Source organism: Pseudomonas imperatae (assembly GCF_057128625.1).
Genome location: NZ_JBSKHP010000013.1, coordinates 15,791 through 33,126 on the forward strand (window position 1 = coordinate 15,791; position 17,336 = coordinate 33,126).

14 protein-coding genes are annotated in these 17,336 nt (G+C 64.2%); 1 reads left to right on the top strand and 13 read right to left on the bottom strand.

Annotated elements, in window-relative coordinates:
- Nucleotides 1-142: 142 nt before the first annotated feature.
- The 3 genes from catA to ACWKWX_RS17460 are packed head-to-tail and all read right to left on the bottom strand — an operon-like array spanning nt 143 to nt 2,577.
- Entirely contained in the window at nt 143-1,072 is a 930-nt protein-coding gene (gene catA, locus ACWKWX_RS17450; protein ID WP_416422467.1) for a catechol 1,2-dioxygenase, read from the bottom strand.
- Nucleotides 1,073-1,125: 53 nt separating this feature from the next.
- On the bottom strand, nt 1,126-1,416 hold the full coding sequence (gene catC, locus ACWKWX_RS17455) for a muconolactone Delta-isomerase (RefSeq protein ID WP_416422468.1): 291 nt from the start codon (nt 1,414-1,416) through the stop codon (nt 1,126-1,128).
- Between the two features lie 12 nt (nt 1,417-1,428).
- Complete coding sequence (locus tag ACWKWX_RS17460) at nt 1,429-2,577, bottom strand: muconate cycloisomerase family protein (protein ID WP_483828450.1); 1,149 nt, start codon at nt 2,575-2,577, stop codon at nt 1,429-1,431.
- A gap of 121 nt (nt 2,578-2,698) precedes the next feature.
- Between ACWKWX_RS17460 and ACWKWX_RS17465 the strand changes: the two genes are divergently transcribed.
- On the top strand, nt 2,699-3,580 hold the full coding sequence (locus ACWKWX_RS17465; protein ID WP_483828451.1) for a LysR family transcriptional regulator: 882 nt from the start codon (nt 2,699-2,701) through the stop codon (nt 3,578-3,580).
- 756 nt (nt 3,581-4,336) lie between these two features.
- Here ACWKWX_RS17465 and ACWKWX_RS17470 read toward each other — a convergent pair.
- The 10 genes from ACWKWX_RS17470 to ACWKWX_RS17515 form a co-directional block, all read right to left on the bottom strand.
- On the bottom strand, nt 4,337-5,416 hold the full coding sequence (locus ACWKWX_RS17470; protein ID WP_483828452.1) for a polyamine ABC transporter substrate-binding protein: 1,080 nt from the start codon (nt 5,414-5,416) through the stop codon (nt 4,337-4,339).
- 105 nt (nt 5,417-5,521) lie between these two features.
- Nucleotides 5,522-6,316 carry an AraC family transcriptional regulator gene (locus ACWKWX_RS17475; RefSeq protein WP_416422472.1) on the bottom strand — a complete coding sequence of 265 codons (795 nt, stop codon included), beginning with the start codon at nt 6,314-6,316 and terminating at the stop codon, nt 5,522-5,524.
- An 82-nt stretch (nt 6,317-6,398) separates the two neighbouring features.
- Complete coding sequence (locus tag ACWKWX_RS17480) at nt 6,399-7,370, bottom strand: peptide ABC transporter ATP-binding protein (RefSeq protein WP_416422473.1); 972 nt, start codon at nt 7,368-7,370, stop codon at nt 6,399-6,401.
- Nucleotides 7,370-8,338, bottom strand: a complete 969-nt coding sequence (locus tag ACWKWX_RS17485; protein ID WP_473005372.1) for an ABC transporter ATP-binding protein — start codon at nt 8,336-8,338, stop codon at nt 7,370-7,372. Before ACWKWX_RS17485 ends, ACWKWX_RS17480 begins: the two co-directional genes overlap by 1 nt.
- A 10-nt stretch (nt 8,339-8,348) precedes the next feature.
- The gene (locus tag ACWKWX_RS17490; RefSeq protein WP_416422475.1) at nt 8,349-9,260 is read right to left on the bottom strand and encodes an ABC transporter permease subunit; all 912 of its coding nucleotides are present in this window, start codon (nt 9,258-9,260) and stop codon (nt 8,349-8,351) included.
- A 10-nt stretch (nt 9,261-9,270) separates the two neighbouring features.
- Nucleotides 9,271-10,281, bottom strand: a complete 1,011-nt coding sequence (locus tag ACWKWX_RS17495; RefSeq protein WP_416422476.1) for an ABC transporter permease subunit — start codon at nt 10,279-10,281, stop codon at nt 9,271-9,273.
- A gap of 77 nt (nt 10,282-10,358) precedes the next feature.
- Nucleotides 10,359-11,954: an ABC transporter substrate-binding protein gene (locus ACWKWX_RS17500; protein WP_473005373.1), complete on the bottom strand. Its 1,596-nt coding sequence runs from the start codon at nt 11,952-11,954 to the stop codon at nt 10,359-10,361.
- A 70-nt stretch (nt 11,955-12,024) separates the two neighbouring features.
- Nucleotides 12,025-13,401, bottom strand: coding sequence for an OprD family porin (locus ACWKWX_RS17505; protein ID WP_416422478.1), 1,377 nt, complete (start codon nt 13,399-13,401; stop codon nt 12,025-12,027).
- A gap of 129 nt (nt 13,402-13,530) precedes the next feature.
- On the bottom strand, nt 13,531-15,132 hold the full coding sequence (locus ACWKWX_RS17510) for an ABC transporter substrate-binding protein (protein WP_473005375.1): 1,602 nt from the start codon (nt 15,130-15,132) through the stop codon (nt 13,531-13,533).
- Between the two features lie 264 nt (nt 15,133-15,396).
- The gene (locus tag ACWKWX_RS17515; RefSeq protein WP_483828453.1) at nt 15,397-17,010 is read right to left on the bottom strand and encodes an ABC transporter substrate-binding protein; all 1,614 of its coding nucleotides are present in this window, start codon (nt 17,008-17,010) and stop codon (nt 15,397-15,399) included.
- Nucleotides 17,011-17,336: the final 326 nt, after the last annotated feature.

A 17,336-nucleotide genomic window follows, 5' to 3' on the forward strand; every position in this document is an offset into this window, starting at 1 on the left:
GCGAAAAAGGGCAGCCCACGGGCTGCCCTTTTTTTCACCCCGCAATGATGCCGGTAGGAGCCGCGCTTGCGCGCGATTAGGCCCCGCCTGGCACACCGCAGTGCCTGCATCGCGACCAAGGTCGGCTCCTACGGTGTGTGCGTCAATCCTCCAACGCGCGCACGCGCTCGCCGCGCTGCTGCGCCTTCGGCACTTCGCTGGCCTGCAGGGTGAAGTCGAAGTCGATCTCGGCGAACCGGCCGCTCACCCCATGTTTCTGCGCCTGCACCTGATCTTCACTGAAGCGGATCTCGGCCACCAATTCGTCGCGGGTGGCGTAGGCGAAATCGTCGTACAGGTATTTGTCGCCGGCCAGGTTGATTTGCGTGGTCAGGTGGCGATGGCCCGGTGCCGAGATGAAGAAGTGGATGTGCGCCGGCCGCTGGCCATGGCGGCCCAGCTGGTCGAGCAGTTGCTGGGTGGGACCGTCGGGCGGGCAGCCGTAGCCCGAGGGCACGATGCTGCGGAAACGATAGCGGCCCTGGCCGTCGGCCTGGATGCGGCGGCGCAGGTTGAACTCGCTCTGCGACGGGTCGAAATACGAATAGGTGCCGCCGGTGTTGGCCTGCCACACATCGACGATGGCGCCGGGCACCGGCTGGCCGTCGACATCTTTCACCTGGCCCTGCATGAACAGCACGGTGCCCGGGTCGCTGCCGTCGTCCAGCCGCGCCTCGTACTGGCTCAGCGGCGCGCCGGCCACGTACAGCGGGCCTTCGATGGTGCGCGGGGTGCCGCCCAACTGGCCGGCGGCCTCGTCCTGGGCATCCAGCTGCAGGTCCATGTAGTGTTCCAGGCCCAGGCCGGCCACCACCAGCCCGGCCTCCTGGCGTGCGCCCAGCACGTTGAGGTAATTCACCGCGGCCCAGAACTCTTCCGGGGTGACCTCCAGGTCCTCGATGATTTTCACCGAGTCCTTGAGCATGCGGTGGATCAGGGTTTTCACCCGTGGGTTGCCGGCGTCGTTGAACACGCCGCTGGCTTCTTTCAGGAACTGCTGTACCGGTTCGGTCTGCGAGATGTTGACAGTCATGGGTGTGGCCTCATCTTATATTTATTAGTCAGCGCGCCAGGGGCAGGCGCCTATCAGCGGTCGTCTTCGTGGATCGAGGAAGGGTGGCGGCACATGGCGTCCACCTCGATGGTCATGTACGGGAACAGCGGCAACTGCATCAGCGTGTCGTGCAGCTCTTGCACGCTGGCCACGTCGAACACGCTGTAGTTGGCGTAGGCCCCGGCGATGCGCCACAGGTGGCGCCATGTGCCTTCCTGTTGCAGGCGCTGCGCCAGTTCCTTCTCGTCGGCCTTCAGGCGCGTGGCCTTGGCCGGGTCCATGTCGAGGGGCAGGTTCACGGTCATCTTTACGTGGAACAGCATGGCGGTTCTCTCTCAGCTGTGGCTGTGGGCCTTGGTGGCTTTGTCGCGGCGGAAGAAGGCCACGCGCTCTTCGTCGAGTTCCAGGCCCAGGCCCGGGGTGCTGGGCACGTGCAGCTGGAAGTCCTTGTACACCGGTGGGGTGGCGAGGATGTCTTCGGTCAGCAGCAGTGGGCCGAACAGTTCTGTATCCCAGGCCATCTTCGGCAGGGTGATGAACGCGTGCGCCGAGGCCAGGGTGCCGATGCCGCCTTCGAGCATGGTGCCGCCGTACAGGCCAATGCCCGCGGCGTCGGCGATGGCGGCGGCGCGCAGGGCCGCGCGGGGGCCGCCGGTCTTGGCGATTTTCAGCGCGAAGATGGTGCCGGCGCCCAGGCGGGCCAGGTTGTAGGCATCTTCCACCGATTCGATGGCCTCGTCTGCCATGATCGGGATCGGGCTGCTGGCGCTCAGGCGGGCCAGGCCGACCTGGTTGTAGCGCGAAATCGGCTGCTCCACCAGGTCGATGCCGTTGTCGCCCAGCACCCGGCAAGCACGCAGCGCCACGGCCTCGTCCCAGGCCTGGTTGACGTCCACGCGCACGCTGGCGCGGTCGCCCACGGCCTTCTTGATGGCGATGATGTGGGCCAGGTCCTTGTTCACCTCGCCGGCGCCGATCTTCAGCTTGAAGATGCGGTGGCGGCGCACGTCGAGCATCTGTTCCGCCTCGGCGATATCGCGGGCGGTATCGCCGCTGGCCAGGGTCCAGGCCACTGGCAGGCCGTCACGCAGGCGCCCACCCAGCAGCTCGCTCACCGCCAGGCCACGGCGCTTGCCCTGGGCGTCGAGCAGCGCGCTTTCAATGCCGGACTTGGCGAAGGTATTGCCACGCACGCTGCGCTCGATGCGCTGCATGGCGGCGTTGATGTTGTCGGCGGGCTGGCCAACCAGCAGCGGGGTGATGTGACTGTCGATGTTCACCTTGATGCTGTCGGGGCTTTCGTTGCCGTAACTCAGGCCGCCGATGGTGGTGGCCTCGCCAATGCCTTCCACGCCGTCGCTGCAGCGCAGGCGCAGCAGCACCAGGGTCTGGTGCTGCATGGTGTGCATGGCCAGCTTGTGCGGGCGGATGGTTGGCAGATCGACAATGATCGTTTCGAGCGACTCGATCGTGGGATGACTCATTTCGATACCCGTCAGGTTATGTTCTTGTCTGACCCGATAGTGATACGGCATTTTCTTGCAATCCAATATAGAATTGGTCTGGTCTGATACCTGTTGGGTATTATCACTGATGAGGTAAGCCGTGGAACTCAGGCATCTCCGCTATTTTCAGGTGCTGGCCCAGACCCTGAACTTCACCCGCGCCGCCGAGCGCCTGCACATCGCCCAGCCGCCGCTGAGCCGGCAGATCCAGCAGCTGGAGGACGAGTTGGGCGTCAGCCTGATCGAGCGCGCCCGGCCGCTGCGGCTGACCGAGGCGGGGCGGTACTTCTTCGAACACAGCAGCGCGCTGCTGCACCAGCTCGATACCCTGTGTGAAAACACCCGGCGCATCGGCCTGGGCCAGAAGACCTGGATGGGCATCGGCTTCGCGCCGTCGACGTTGTACGGCGTGCTGCCGGAGATGATCCGCCGCCTGCGCAGCGAAGACGCCGCGATCGAACTGGAGCTGGGCCTGTCGGAGATGACCACGGTGCAGCAGGTGGAGGCCCTGAAGGCCGGGCGCATTGACGTCGGCTTCGGCCGCATCCGCATCGACGACCCGGCCATTACCCAGACCGTGCTGCGCGAAGACCGGCTGATCGCCGTGCTGCCCACCGGCCACCCGCTGTTGGGCCACACCGCCACCCTGGCCCAGCTGGCGCGCGAGCCGTTCGTGCTGTACCCCGGCAACCCGCGGCCCAGTTATGCCGACCACGTGCTGGCGCTGTTCGCGGCGCACGGCTTGGGTATCAAGGTGGCGCAGTGGACCAACGAACTGCAGACGGCCATCGGCCTGGTGGGGGCGGGGATTGGCATCACCCTGGTGCCGGAGTCGGTGCAGATTCTGCATCGGGATGATATTGGCTATAGCCCGTTGGCGGAGGCCAATGCGACCTCGCCGATTATTCTTAGCCGCAGGGTGGGGGATGTGTCGCCGGCGGTGGGGTATTGCCTGGAGGTGATCGCGCAGCTACGAAGTTGAGCCCGGCGCCCCCGGCGCCGTTGCGGTCGCCTGTGATCTGGCTTGTGATCTGCTGTTGATCTGGCTTTTGATCTTGATTGTATGCCCCGTAAAGCGCCCGGGCCGACTGGAGGCGTCGATCAACGGGCTGCCCGAAGGGCCGAGGCCGCAGGCCGAAGAGACGGTAACCCGCAGGCTTCTATAGCGGGTGCCGTCTGCCCGTTGAGCGGCGCCGGAAGGAGGGGACCCGTAGCGCAGCGGAGGGCCCAAGCAGGGGCAAGCGTTTTTTGGTTACTTTTTTTGGCGTTTGAAAAAAAGTGACCCGCCGTAAGGGCGGAAAGGTGATTGTGCATCACTCTCGGTAATGGATATGGTCACGGATTCGGCATCTCGCTTCGGCGATTTCGAACATATCCATTTTCGCGGGGATACCACCGACCGTTTCGGCCTTACGCCGACTCACTTTTTGGCAGTCGCCCGGTGTGCCGGCCCAGCCAAAAAATCACCAAAAAGGGCTCGCCCCTGCTTGGGCCCTTCGCTGCGCTACGGGTCCCCTCCCTCCGGCGTCGCTCAAGCGGACGACGGCCCGGAATAGAAGCGCCTCCGGTTCCGTCTTCCACGGCTACGCCGTGGACCGCTTGATCAACGCCTCCAGTCGGCCCTGGCGCTTTACGGGGCCAAGATCAACGTCAAAAGCCAGATCAAGATCAAGAGCCAGAGCCAGAGCCAGATCAAGGGCCAGATCATAGGCTCGGGCGCGGTTTGTGGGTGGGGGCTTTAGCCCCCCGCGATCACCTTTGTCATTACTTTCGTGCGAATCACATCGATATCCGCCGGCATCGCCTCCAACGGGAACAACTTGCTCATGATGTCCTCGTCCGGGTACACCTTGTTATCCCCCCGCAACACCGGGTCTATCAGGGCATCGGCCTTTTCATTGCCGTTGGCGTAGTGCACGTAGTTGCTGATGCCGGCGATGACCTTGGGCTCCAGCAGGTAGTTCATGAAGGCGTAGGCGGCCTTGGGGTCGGGGGCGTCGGCGGGCATGGCGACCATGTCGAACCACAGCGGCGCGCCTTCGCGGGGCACCGAGTAGCCGATGTTCACGCCGTTTTTCGCCGCCTTGGCCTGGGTGGCGGCCTGCAGCACGTCGCCGGAATAGCCCACCACCACGCAGACCTTGCCGCTGGCCAGGTCGGCCATGTATTTCGCGGTGTCGAAGTACGCCACGTCGGGGCGGATTTTCAGCAGCGCGGCCTCGGCCTTGGCGTAGTCCTCGGGCTTGCGGCTGTGGGGTGGCAGGCCCAGGTAGTTGAGGGTGATGGGCAGCAGTTCCGGGCCGCTATCGACGAAGGCCACGCCGCAGGCCTTGAGCTTGTCGAGGTTTTGCGGCTTGAAGATCAGGTCCCAGGAGTCGGTGGGCGCGTTGTCGCCCAGGGCGGCCCTGACCTTGTCGATGTTGTAGCCGATGCCGGTGGTGCCCCACAGGTACGGGAAGCCGTGGCGGTTGCCGGGGTCGTTGACCTCCAGCACCTTGAGCAGCACCGGGTTGAGGTTGTCCCAGTTGGGCAGCTTGCTGCGGTCCAGTTCCATCAGGGCGTTGGCCTGTACCTGGCGGGCCATGAAGTGGGTGGAGGGGAACACCACGTCGTAGCCGGAGTTGCGCGCCATCAGTTTGCTGTTCAGCAACTCGTTGCTGTCATACACCGCGTAGCTGGGCACGATGCCGGTCTTGGCCTGGAACTGCTTGAGGGTGTCGGGGGCAATGTATTCGGACCAGTTGTAGATCTTGACCGTCTCCGCCGCCTGGGTGGCGCCGGTGGCGAGCAGCAAGGTGGCAATCAGGGAACGCAGCATCAGGGCAAGCCTTGCGGGTGGGGGCGGGTACAGCATAAGCCACCTGGCGGCAGATGGCACATCACCCCCTTGTGGGAGCTGGCTTGCCAGCGAGATGTTGGGGCCCTAAAAGCTCGCTGGCAAGCCAGCTCCCACACAGGCAGGCGATGTAACAAGCTTGCGTTGTTTCATGTAGGCGGTGGGCGACAGCCCGGTGTGCTGGCGGAAGCACTTGTAGAACGCCGACAGCGAGTTGAACCCGGCGGCGAAGGCCAGGGTGTCGATGCGCGCCTCGGGGTTGGTTTCCAGGGCCTGCAGCAGGTGCTTGAGGCGCGCCTGGTTGACGTAGGCGTAGAAGGTCTGGCCCAGCACCTGGTTGAGCAGGTAGGACATCTGGTTGCGGCTGTAGCCGCACACGCGGGCCACTTCCTGCAGGTCCAGCTCGGGGTCCAGGTAGGGCTGGCGCTGGTCGAAGTACTGCTGCAGGTCGTCGGCCATGATGCCTAGCTGGCGAGGGGACAGGCCCAGGCGCGAGGTGGCCGGGCGTGGTGCGTCGGCCGTGGGTTCGCGCACCAGGGCGGCGTATTCGTTGATGCGCCAGATCAGCCCGTCGCGCACGGTGATGGCTTCGCTGGCATGGAACGACACCAGTTGGGCGCCGCCGCGCAGGGTCAGGGTGTACTGGATGAAGGCGGTGTCGCCGTCCACGCGGATGCGGTCGCTGTGTTCCAGCGCCTCGTCGGCGTTGCGCGGCATGTTCGCCTGCACGTAGTCGCGCAGCTCGGCCAGGGCCAGGGTGCGGTTCTGGAAGAAATCGTGGTACTGGATAGCCGGGTGGTACAGCGCCATGACGCCGTCCAGGTCGCGGTGCTTCCAGCACAGGTGGTAGCGGGTGACGGTGGTGAGGGTGTCGGTTGGCATGCAGGCACCGGTGGTGGATGCGGACGCGGCCTGCGGCCACTGCTACGAACCCGTAGCAGCGGCCGCAGGCCGCGTCATGGCATCAGTTCAGGAACTGCTCCGCATAGTGGCAGGCCACCTGGCGGGTATCAACCTGGCGCAGCTCCGGTATTTCCATGGCGCAGCGCTCGGTGGCGTACGGGCAGCGCTTGTGGAAGGCGCAGCCCGACGGCGGGTTCAGCGGGTTGGGCAGCTCGCCGACGATCTTGATCTTCGGCTTGGCCGGGTCCGGCTTGATGGTCGGGGTGGCCGACAGCAGCGCCTGGGTGTAGGGGTGCAGCGGGCGCTTGTAGATGTCCTCCTTGGGGCCCATTTCCGCCGGGCGGCCCAGGTACATCACCAGCACGTCATCGGCCACGTGGCGCACCACCGCCAGGTTGTGCGAGATGAACACGTAGGCGGTGTTGAACTGCTGCTGCAGGTCCATGAACAGGTTCAGCACCTGTGCCTGGATCGACACGTCCAGCGCCGAGGTAGGCTCGTCCGCCACCAGCACCTTGGGTTGCAGCATCATGGCGCGGGCCAGGGCGATACGCTGGCGCTGGCCACCGGAGAACATGTGCGGGTAGCGCTGGTAATGCTCGGGGCGCAGGCCCACCTGCTGCATCATCGCCTGCACTTTCTCGCGGCGCTCGGCCTTGCTCAGGCTGGTGTTGATCAGCAGCGGCTCGCCCAGCTGGTCGCCGATTTTCTGCCGCGGGTTCAGCGAGGCATACGGGCTCTGGAACACCATCTGCACGTCCTTGCGCAGTTGCTTGCGCTCGGCCTTGCTGGCGCCATGCACCTCCTGGCCGGCGATTTTCAGCGAGCCCGAGGACGGTTCCTCGATCAGCGTCAGCGCGCGGGCCAGGGTGGACTTGCCACAGCCCGACTCGCCGACCACGGCCAGGGTCTTGCCGGCTTCAAGCTCGAACGACACGCCGTTGAGGGCGCGCACCAGGGCATGGCCCTTGAACAGGCCGCGGGAGACTTCGTAGTGACGGGTGAGGTCGCGGGCAGTAAGTACGACGGCCATCAAGCCACCTCCTGGTTCAGCGGGTAGAAGCAACGGGCCAGGCTATGGGCCTTGGGGTCCAGCGCCGGACGCTGGCTGCGGCAGTTGTCCTGGGCGTAGGGGCAGCGCGGCGACAGCAGGCAGCCCTGCGGGCGGTCATAGCGGCCGGGGACGATGCCGGGCAGGGTGGCCAGGCGCTCGGCGCCTTCGCTGTGCTCGGGAATGGCCGCCAGCAGCGCTTCGCTGTAGGGGTGCGCGGGAATGTCGAACAGCTGCGGCACCTGGCCCACTTCCACGGCTTGGCCGGCGTACATCACGCACACGCGCTGGGCGGTTTCGGCCACCACGGCGAGGTCGTGGGTAATCAGGATCAGCGCCATGTTCTGCTCTTTCTGCAGGTTCAGCAGCAGCTCCATGATCTGCGCCTGGATGGTCACGTCCAGGGCGGTGGTGGGTTCGTCGGCGATCAGCAGTTTCGGCTCGCCGGCGATGGCCATGGCGATGGCCACGCGCTGGCTCATGCCGCCTGATAGCTGGTGCGGGTAGGCGTCCAGGCGGCTTTCGGCGCCGGGGATCTCGACCTTCTTCAGCAGTTCAAGGGCACGCTGGCGCGCCTGCTTGTTGTTCATGCCCAGGTGCTGGCGCAGCACTTCCTGGATCTGGAAGCCCACGGTGTAGCTGGGGTTCAGCGCGGTCATGGGGTCCTGGAAGATCATTGCCAGGTCCTTGCCCACCACCTGCCGGCGTTGGCGCGCGCTGAGCTTGAGCATGTCGCGGCCGTCGAAATTCAGCGCGTCGGCGGTGATGATGCCAGGGTGATCGATCAGGCCCATCAGCGCCATCATGGTCACGGATTTGCCCGAGCCCGATTCGCCGACGATCGCCAGTACTTCACCCTTGTCCACCGACAGGTCGAGCCCATCGACCACCGGCACGGCCTTGGCATCGCCAAAGCGCACGTTCAGATTCTTGATATGCAACAGTGACATGGTCGTTTCCTCAGGCGGCATTCTTGAGTTTGGGGTCCAGCGCATCGCGCAGCCCGTCGCCCATCAGGTTGATTGCCAGCACGCTGAGCAAAATGGTCAGGCCAGGCAGGCTCACCACCCACCAGGCACGTTCGATGTAGTCGCGGGCCGAGGCCAGCATGGTGCCCCACTCGGGGGTCGGCGGCTGTACGCCCAGGCCCAGGAAGCCCAGCGCCGCGGCGTCGAGGATGGCCGAGCTGAAGCTCAGGGTGGCCTGCACGATCAGCGGCGCCATGCAGTTGGGCAGCACGGTGACGAACATCAGGCGCAGCAGGCCGGCACCGGCCAGGCGCGCGGCGGTGACGTAGTCGCGGTTCAGCTCGCCCATCACCGCGGCGCGGGTCAGGCGCACGTACGAAGGCAGCGAGACCACGGCAATGGCGATCACGGTGTTGATCAGGCCAGGGCCGAGGATGGCGACGATGGCCACGGCCAGCAGCAGCGAGGGCAGGGCCAGCATCACGTCCATCAGGCGCATGATGGTGGGGCCCATGATGCGCGGGAAGAAGCCGGCCAGCAGGCCCATGATGATGCCCGGGATCAGCGACATCACCACCGACGACAGGCCGATCAGCAGCGACAGGCGCGAGCCGTGGATCAGCCGCGACAGCAGGTCACGGCCCAGCTCGTCGGTGCCCAGCAGGTATTGCCATTGGCCGCCGGCCAGCCACACGGGCGGGGTCAGCAGCGCGTCGCGGAACTGCTCGCTAGGGTCATGGGGCGCCACCCACGGCGCGAAGATCGCGCAGAAGATGATCAGCAGCATGAACGCCAGGCCGGCGACGGCGCCCTTGTTCTTGGCGAACGCTTGCCAGAACTCTTTGTAGGGCGAGGGGTACAGCAGGCTTTGGTCAACGGTGACCGCGGTGTTTTCAGTAGTCATTGTCCGGGCCTCAGCGCTGGTGACGGATGCGTGGGTTGGCCAGGCCGTAGAGGATATCCACGACGAAGTTGACCAGGATCACCAGGCAGGCGATCAACAGGATGCCGTTCTGCACCACCGGGTAGTCGCGGGCGCCGATGGCTTCGATCAGCCACTTGCCGATGCCCGGCCACGAGAAGATGGTCTCGGTCAGCACGGCGCCGGCCAGCAGGGTGCCCACTTGCAGGCCGAACACGGTCAGCACCGGGATCAGCGCGTTGCGCAGGCCGTGCACGAACACCACGCGGGCGGGCGACAGGCCCTTGGCGCGGGCGGTGCGCACGTAGTCCTCGCGCAGCACTTCAAGCATGGACGAGCGGGTCATGCGCGCGATCACCGCCAGCGGGATGGTGCCCAGCACGATGGCCGGCAGGATCAGGTGGCGCAGGGCGTCGACGAACGAGCCCGGCTCGTCGCTGAGCAGGGTGTCGATGAGCATGAAGCCGGTCTTGGGCTCGATGTCATACAGCAGGTCGATGCGCCCGGACACCGGCGTCCAGCCCAGGCTCACCGAGAAGAACATGATGAGAATCAGGCCCCACCAGAAGATGGGCATGGAGTAGCCGGCCAGGGAGATGCCCATCACCCCATGGTCGAACAGTGACCCGCGCTTGAGCGCGGCGATCACCCCCGCCAGCAGCCCGAGGATGCCGGCGAAGATCAGCGCGGCGATCGACAGCTCCAGGGTGGCAGGGAACAGTTGCAGGAATTCGTGCCAGACGCTTTCGCGGGTACGCAGCGATTCGCCCAGGTTGCCATGCGCCAGGTTGCCGATGTAGTCCAGGTACTGGGCATAGAGGGGTTTGTTCAGGCCCAGGCGCTCCATCGCCTGGGCATGCATTTCAGGGTCGACGCGCCGTTCGCCCATCATCACTTCCACGGGGTCGCCCGGTATCAGGCGTATCAGTGCGAATGTCAGCAACGTGATGCCGAAGAAGGTGGGGATCAACAACCCCACGCGGCGGGCTATAAAACTAAACATCTTGAGTGGTACCTCGTCAGCCGGTTAGGCAGTTCCCGCCCACTACCCGTTTGGGGTGCGGGCGGGCGTTCTTCTTGTTACTTCACCAGGGTGGTAGCGAAGTTGTTATTGGTCAGGGGGCTAATGTGATAACCCTCGACGTTCTTGCGCACGGCGGTAAACAAGCGTGGGTAGGCCAGGCTCAGCCAGGGAATGTCCTTGGCAAAAATAGCCTGGGCCTGCTTGTAGGCCTGCTCGCGCTCGGCCGGGTCGCTGCTGGCACGTGCCTTGGCGAGGAACCCGTCGAACTCCTTGTTGCACCAGCGCGCGGCGTTCTCGCCGCTTGTGGCTGCGTCGCAGCTCAGGTTGGGGCTGAGGAAGTTGTCTGGGTCGCCGTTGTCGCCGGCCCAGCCGTAGAACGCCAAATCATGTTCGCCCTGTTTGACACGCTTGACCATTTCCCCCCATTCGAACACACGAATATCGAGGTTGAGGCCGATCTTGGCAAGGTCTGCCTGCAATAACTGGGCCGCCAGGGTCGGGTTGGGATTGGTGGGGCCGCCGCCGTTGCGGGCGAACACAGTGAAACGGGTGCCTGGCGGCACACCGGCTTCCTTGAGCAGGGCGCGGGCCTTGTCCAGGTCGTGGGGCAGGTCGCTGATGCTCTTGTCGAAGCCCAGCAGGGTCGGCGGGTAGGGGCCGGTGCCGGGGGTGGCGTTGCCCTCGCCGAACAGGGTCTTGACCAGGGTGGGCTTGTCCAGTGCCATGGCGATGGCCTGGCGCACGCGAATGTCGCCCAGGTATTTGTGCGAGGTGTTGATGGCCACGTAGCTGGTCATCAGCGCTTCCATCTCGTCCACCCGCAGGTTGGGGTCGGCCTTCATGCCGGGGATGTCGTCAGGCTTGGGGTACACCGCGATCTGGCATTCGTTGGCGCGCAGTTTCTGCAGGCGCACGTTGCTGTCGGTGGTGATGGCGAACACCAGCGCTTCGCTGGGGGGCACGCCCTTGTAGTAGTCGGGGTTGGCCTTGTAGCGGATCATCGCATCCTTGTTGTAGCGCGTGAGGATGAACGGCCCGGTGCCGATAGGCTTGCTGTTGATGTCGCCGGTCTTGCCGGCCTTCAGCAGCTGGTCGCCGTATTCGGCGGAGTAGATCGACGCGAAGCCCATGGCCATGTCCCGCAGGAAAGGTGACTCGGGACGCTTGAGGTTGAAACGAACAGTGTAGTCGTCAACCTTGTCGATGCTGTCGATCAGGTCTTTCATGCCCATGGCTTCGAAGTAGGGGAAGCCCATGGGCGCCTTGTCGTGCCAGGGATGCTTGGGGTCGAGCTGGCGCTCGAAGCTCCATAGCACGTCATCGGCGTTGAATTCGCGGGTTGGCTTGAAGTAGTCGGTGGTCTGGAACTTCACGCCGTGGCGCAGGTGAAAGGTGTAGGTCTTGCCGTCGGCGCTGATGTCCCAGCTCTGCGCCAGGTCGGGCTCGACGTCGGTGGTGCCGGGCTTGAAGCTGGCCAGGCGGTTGAAGAGGGTTTCCGCTGACGCGTCGGCCGTGGTGGCCGCCGTGTACTGGACGATGTCGAACCCTTCCGGGCTGGCCTCGGTACAGACCACCAGGGGCTTGGCGGAAATGCCGACGGCAACGCTGAACAGTGCTGCCGCGATTGCGGCTCGAAGGGGTAGCGCTTTCATGTGGTCCCTCTGTGATCAATAGCCAGGTTAGCCTGCGGCGGTGGATCGCACCGCGCGCAGGCCAGGTCGGTTACAGGATGTTGAACGGAATCGTGGTAACGATCCGCAGTTCGTCCAGGCTGCCATCAGCCTGGTTGGCACTGGCGCGGTGGGCGGTGTAGGTCGCCCGCACGCTGGTGTCTTTCAGGGCGCCACTCTGAATCACGTAGGAGGTGCCCACGCCGTATTCATAGTGGTGTTCGCCGTCCATGTTCTTCACGTCATAGGCGGTGCCGGTGTAGTGGGTGCCGTCGATGCCCCAGCCGCGGGCGCTGTAGACGTTGAACTTGAGCCCCGGCACGCCGTACTGGGCCATGTTCAGGCCGTAGGCCACCTGGAAGGATTTCTCGTTCGGGCCGTTGAAGTCCGACAGCAGGGAGTTGGCCAGGAAGATGCCGTTGGTTTCGTGCAGGTAGTCGAAGTACTCGTTGCCGTTGATCTGCTGGTAGGCGAAGGTCAGGCTGTGGGCCTGGTGGGTGGCGGTCAGCGACAGGCTGCCGGCCTGGTTGTCGATCTCGCCCATCTTGCGGGCGCCGGTGTCACGGGTCTTGTAGTAGTTGAGGCCAGTGGTCAGGCTGACCACGGCGCTGTCGCCCAGCACGTGGGTGCCGCCGAAGTAGTACTGGTTCCAGAAGTCTTCGACCTGGGTGGCGAACAGCGTGGTGGTGACGCTTTCGAACGGCTGGTAGTTGACGCCCGCGGTGGTCACCCGGTCGGTTTCCACGCCGGTGGCGCTGTATTCGCTGCGGAACTTGCTCAGGCTCTGCTCGGTACGTGGCGACACGCGGTCGAAGGTGCCGGCCTGGAACGACAGGTTGTTGAACTCCTTGCTGTCGATGCTCACGCCTTCGAAGCTGGAGGGCAGGGCGCGGTTGCCGATGGTGGCGACCATGGGCGTGTCCATGGCCTGGCGGCCCAGGGTCAGGGTGGTGTTGGACACCCGCGCCTTGACGTTGCCCAGGCCCAGCTTGCTCCACTGGCCGATGGTGTCGCCGTCGCTGTCGGCCAGGGTGCGGTTGTTCGAGCCGCCGTTGCGCGCGCTGCCACGCTCCAGCGCCACCACGTTGTACAGCGCCGCTTCCACGCCGAAGCCGACGGTGCCCTGGGTGAAGCCCGAGGTGTAGTCGACCGTGGTGCTCTGCAGCCAGTTGGTGCGGTTGTTCATGGGTTCCCGGGTGCCGTTCTTGGCGTGGCTGAACAGGGGGCCGCGCTTGGACTGTTCGCGGGCGTACCAGTTGCGCGTCCAGCCCGACAGGCTCTGGTCCTCGACAAAGCCCTTGGCGTCGGCCTGGGCGCTGCTGTCCTTGAGCGTGGTGGGGGTGAACGCCTGGCTGGCGTCATCGGCGTTGGCCAGGGCGGACAGGCCGCCGATGGACAGGGCCAGCAGTGTTTTTCTTGTAATGTTCATGGGTGAAGCTCCTTGGTTTTTTCTTTTTTTTATGCCGGGCACATTCGGGTGCTCGGTCAACTTTGGGTACAACTGTGTTTGCAAACGTTTGGCCTCGTTCAATTGGCCGCGGTTTGCCTGCACTGGGGCTCAGTCGGCCAGTGACACTCCGCTGAAGGTATTGCGGCCAAAGGGGCTGACCTTGAAGTCCTGCACCTTGGCGCTGATGGGCTGGTTAACCGTGGAGTGGGCGATCGGGGTAATCGGCACCTCCTGCTTGAGGCGCTGCTGGGCCTGGCGGTACAGCTCGCTGCGGGCTTCGCGGTCGTTGAGGGTCTTGGCCTTGGTCACCAAAGCGTCGAAGGTCGGGTCGCACCACATGGCGATGTTGTTGCTGCCGATGGCGCCGCAGCTGTACAGGGTGCCCAGCCAGTTGTCGGGGTCACCGTTGTCGCCGGTCCAGCCCATCAGGGCCACGTCGTGCTCACCGTTCTTGGTGCGCTTGAGGTATTCGCCCCACTCGTAGCTGACGATGCGCGCCTTGATGCCCACCTTGGCCCAGTCGGACTGCAGCATCTCGGCCATCAGCTTGGCATTGGGGTTGTAGGGGCGCTGCACGGGCATGGCCCACAGGGTTATCTCGTGGCCGTCCTTGACCCCGGCTTCCTTGAGCAGCTGGCGGGCCATTTCCGGGTTGTACGGCGCGTCCTTGATGCTGGTGTCGTAGGACCACTGGGTTGGCGGCATGGCGTTCATCGCCAGTTGGCCAGCCTCCTGGTACACCGCGTGCAGGATCGCCTGCTTGTTCACCGCCATGTCCATGGCCTGGCGCACCTTGAGCTGGTCGAACGGCGGGTGCTGCACGTTGTAGCCGATGTAGCCGAGGTTGTAGCCCGGGGTCTCGATGACTTTCAGCCTGGGGTCGGCACGCAGCGCGGCCAGGTCGGCGGGGCGCGGGTTGAGGGTGACCTGGCACTCGTTCTTGCGCAGCTTCTGCACGCGCACGGAAGAGTCGACGTTGATGGCGTAGATCAGCTGGTCGACCTTCACCTGGCTCGGCTCCCAGTACTGCTCGTGCGCCTTGTAGCGGATCTGCGAGTCCTTCTGGTAGCGCTGCAGGGCGAAGGGCCCGGTGCCGATGGGCTTGTGGTTAAGGTCGCTGGGCTTGCCGGCTTTCAGCAGCTGCTCGGCGTACTCGGCCGACTGGATGGCGGCGAAGCTCATGGCGATGTTCTGCACGAAGGCTGCGTCTACCGTGCGCAGCTTGAATACCACGGTCATGGGGTCGGCCTTGGTCACGCTGACCAGGTTCTTGTCCAGGCCCATGGACACGAAGTACAGGAACTCGGTGGGGTAGGCGCGGGTGAACGGGTGGTCGCGGTCGAGCATGCGCTGGAAGGTGAACAGCACGTCGTCGGCGTTGAAGTCGCGGCTGGGGGTGAACGCCTTGTTGCTGTGGAAACGCACGCCTTCGCGCAGGTGGAAAGTGTAGGTCAGGCCATCCTCGGCCACGTCCCAGCGCGTGGCCAGGCCAGGGATCACGGCGGTGCCGCCGCGTTCGAATTCGGTCAGGCGGTTGTACAGCGGTTCCGCGGCATCGTTGTCGGTGCCACCGGTGAACTGGGCGATGTCGAAGCCAGCAGGGCTGCCTTCGGAGCAGAACACCAGGCTCTTGTTGTTGGCATGGCTGAGCGGCACCTCGGCCAAAAGGCCCAGGCTCAGCAGGGATGCAACCAGATGGTGTTGACGCATGACGGTCTATTCCTTGTTGTCTGGATCGAGGCGGCCTGAGGGGTAGTCGGGCCGAGGTTCGAAACTAGGGGCGCGAGCCGTGACCGTAAATGCGCGAAATCGCTGCGACCTGTAGGAAAAATCTGAAATGCACGAAGGCCCTGCGTGAAAATGCAGTCATCGTTGTCTTCAGGGATTTCCGACTTGAGGCTGTGGGAGCTGGCTTGCCAGCGAGCTTTTCGGGGCCATCAAAAACTCGCCGGCAAGCCGGCTCCCACAGGGTGTTTACTTCTTGCTTTCGTCGATGCCCACGCCGTAGAACGAGTTCAGGCCGAACGGGCTGATCTTGAAGTCCACCACGCTGTTGCGCATCGGCTGGTAGACCGTGGAGTGGGCGATCGGGGTGATCGGCACCTGGTCTTTCACGCGATGCTGGGCCTGCTTGTACAGCTCGGTGCGCTTGGCCTGGTCAGAGGTGGCCTTGGCGGCCTTGACCAGCTTGTCGAAGTCGGCGTCACACCATTTGCCGAAGTTGTTGCCGTTGATGGCGTCGCAGCCCAACAGGGTGCCCAGCCAGTTGTCCGGGTCACCGTTGTCACCGCTCCAGCCGATCAGCATGGCGTCCATCTCGCCGTTGTGGGCGCGCTTGATGTACTCGCCCCACTCGTAGCTGACGATGTTGGCCTTGATGCCGATCTTGCCCCAGTCCGACTGCAGCATTTCAGCCATCAGCTTGGCGTTGGGGTTGTAGGGGCGCTGCACGGGCATGGCCCACAGGTTGATGGTGGTGCCTTCGGGGATGCCGGCTTCCTTGAGCAGGGCCTTGGCCTTGGCCGGGTCGTAGGCAGGGTCCTTGATGGTGGTGTCATAGGACCACTGGGTCGGCGGCATGGCGTTGACGGCCAGCTGGCCCGCACCCAGGTACACCGACTTGATGATTTCCTGCTTGTTCACGGCCATGTCCAGGGCCTGGCGGAACTTGAGGTTGTCGAACGGCTTGTGGGTCACGTTGTAGGCGATGTAGCCCAGGTTGAAGCCGGCCTGCTCAGGCATCTTCAGGTTCGGGTCGGCCTTGAGCGGCTCGATGTCGGCCGGGCGCGGGTAGGCGGTGATCTGGCACTCGTTCTTCTTCAGCTTCTGCATGCGCACCGAAGCGTCGGTGGTGATGGCGAAGATCAGGTTGTCGACCTTCACATCTTCAGGCTTCCAGTAGTCCTTGTTGCCCTTGAAGCGGATCTGCGCGTCTTTCTGGTACTTGCTGAACACGAACGGGCCAGTGCCGATCGGCTTCTGGTTGAGGTCCTGCGGCTTGCCTTCCTTGAGCAGCTGCGCGGCGTACTCGGCGGACTGGATGGAGGCGAAGCTCATGGCCATGTCCTGGATGAACGCGGCGTCCACGGTCTTCAGGCTGAACTTGACGGTGTGGTCGTCGACTTTCTCCACCTTGGTGATGTTGTCGTTCATCCCCATGTCGGTGAAGTACGGGAACTCGGTGGGGTAGGCCTTGCGGAACGGCATGTCCTTGTCGAGCATGCGCGTGAAGGTGAACACCACGTCGTCGGCGTTGAATTCGCGGGTCGGCTTGAAGTAGTCGGTGGTGTGGAACTTGACGCCTTCGCGCAGGTGGAAGGTGTAGGTCAGGCCGTCGGGGCTGATGTCCCAGCTGGTGGCCAGGCCTGGCACCACGGCGGTGCCGCCGCGCTCGAACTGGCTCAGGCGGTTGAACATGGTCTCGGCCGAGGCATCGAAGTCAGTGCCGGTCGTGTACTGGCCCGGGTCGAAGCCCGCCGGGCTGCCTTCTGAGCAGAACACCAGGCTGGTGGGTGCTGCCAGGGCAAAAGGAGCGCTGGCAAGCATGCCGGCGCCGATCAGGAACGGAATGACCGCGTGTTTGAGCATGGTGGCCTCAGTTGTTGTGTTTTTTGATTGAGGGGACCTTGTGGGTCTACCCGCCGATACTTATGCAGGCGGCATACCCAAAGCAATACTTTGACGCCAGCGAAAGGGCAAAGTGTGGAACACGCGTACAAGAATGTCGCATGGATATAAAAAACCATCCATTTGAACGTTTGCGTACGTTTTAAATGGTGCACGAGGCGCACTAAAGCTGATCATTTGGTCAGCTTTGTGCGCCATTATAGTGCACCTGTAGGAATGTGGGAGCTGGCTTGCCAGCGAGCTTTTCGGGGCAGTCAAAAGCTCGCTGGCAAGCCAGCTCCCACAAT